The organism is Streptomyces sp. WG7 (assembly GCF_049975785.1).
Classification (GTDB): Bacteria; Actinomycetota; Actinomycetes; order Streptomycetales; family Streptomycetaceae; genus Streptomyces.
In genome coordinates, this window is record NZ_JBNGGE010000145.1 from 1 (window position 1) to 1,392 (window position 1,392).

1 protein-coding gene is annotated in these 1,392 nt (G+C 67.7%); it reads left to right on the plus strand.

The window, feature by feature from the left end:
* Positions 1 to 24: 24 nt before the first annotated feature.
* Positions 25 to 1,392: polyketide synthase dehydratase domain-containing protein (locus ACP4J0_RS38420; protein ID WP_426604076.1), on the plus strand; the 1,368-nt coding region annotated here is incomplete at its 3' end.

The window sequence follows — 1,392 nt, forward strand, 5'->3', positions numbered from 1 at the left end:
GGTCCTGGGCGGATGATGGCGTCGTTGGCGCAGTTGTTCGTGCAGGGTGTTGCTGTGTCGTGGGAGTCGGTGTTCGCGGGGACGGGTGCCGGGTGGGTGGAGTTGCCGACTTATGCGTTCCAGCATGAGCGGTATTGGCCGGATGTGCCGGCTGTGGTGGGTGATGTGGCGGGGGCGGGTCTGGCCTCGGCTGAGCATCCGCTGCTGGGTGCGATGGTGGCCCTGCCCGGTTCGGGTGGGATGCTTTTGACCGGGAGGCTGTCGCTTCGCTCGCATCCCTGGCTGGCGGATCACCGGGTGCGGGGGGTGGCTGTGTTTCCCGGTGCGGGGTTTGTTGAGCTGGCGGTGCGTGCCGGTGACGCGGTGGGCTGTGACCGGCTGGTTGAGCTGGTGTTGGAGGTGCCGCTGGTCATCCCGGAGCAGGGTGGTTGCCAGGTGCAGGTCCACCTCACCGAGCAGGACCAGGGTTGGACGGTGGAGATTCATGCCTGTCCGGACGGCAGTGAGTCCTGGACGAGGCACGCCACTGGTGTGCTGATCGGCAGTGGTGGCCACCAGTCCGGTGTCGTGGACGACGGCGTCTTTGACGTGCTGGGGTCGTCGTGGCCGCCTGCGGGCGCGATGCTTGTGGACACCTCGGGTGTCTATGACACGGGTGAGGACTTCGGCATCGTTTATGGGCCGGTGTTCCAGGGGCTGACGAAGGCCTGGCGCCAGGGCGAGCGGGTGTGGGCTGAGGTTGAGCTGCCGGAGGCGCAGTGGGCGCAGGCCGGGGCGTTCGGTGTTCATCCGGCGTTGCTGGATGCGGTGTTGCAAACCTCGATGTTCGCCGGGCTGGGCTCGACGCAGACCACACGGTTGCCCTTCATGTTCACCGACGTCGTCCTGCGGGCTTCGGGGGCGACCCGGGTCCGGGTGTGTGTGACCCGTACCGGCTCCGACCAGGTCGCCATATCGGTGGCCGACACCACGGGCGCGTCGGTGCTGTCCATCGCTGCATTGGTCGTTCGCCCGATGGAGGAAGGCGCCCTGGGCGTCGGGTCGCAGGACTTGGTGGTGCTCGCGCCGCAGTGGTCCGATGTGGAGTTTGCCGGGGAGGTCCCGGGCACTGGTGGGTGGACGGTCGTAGGCCCGGACGCGGGTGCGGAGTACGCGGACCTGGCGGAATTGGTCACCGCGGTCGAGGGTGGCACGCCGGTGCCTGGGTGTGTCGTACTGGGCGTACCTCACAATCCTGAAGGCCCGGTTGTGGGGTTGGCGCATGAGGTCACGGTGTGGGTGCTGGAGCAGGTGCAGCGCTGGCTGGGTGAGGAGTGGTTGGACGGGACCCGGTTGGTCGTGGTCACTCGGCAAGCGGTGACCACTGGCTCGGATGATCCGGTGGTCGACCTG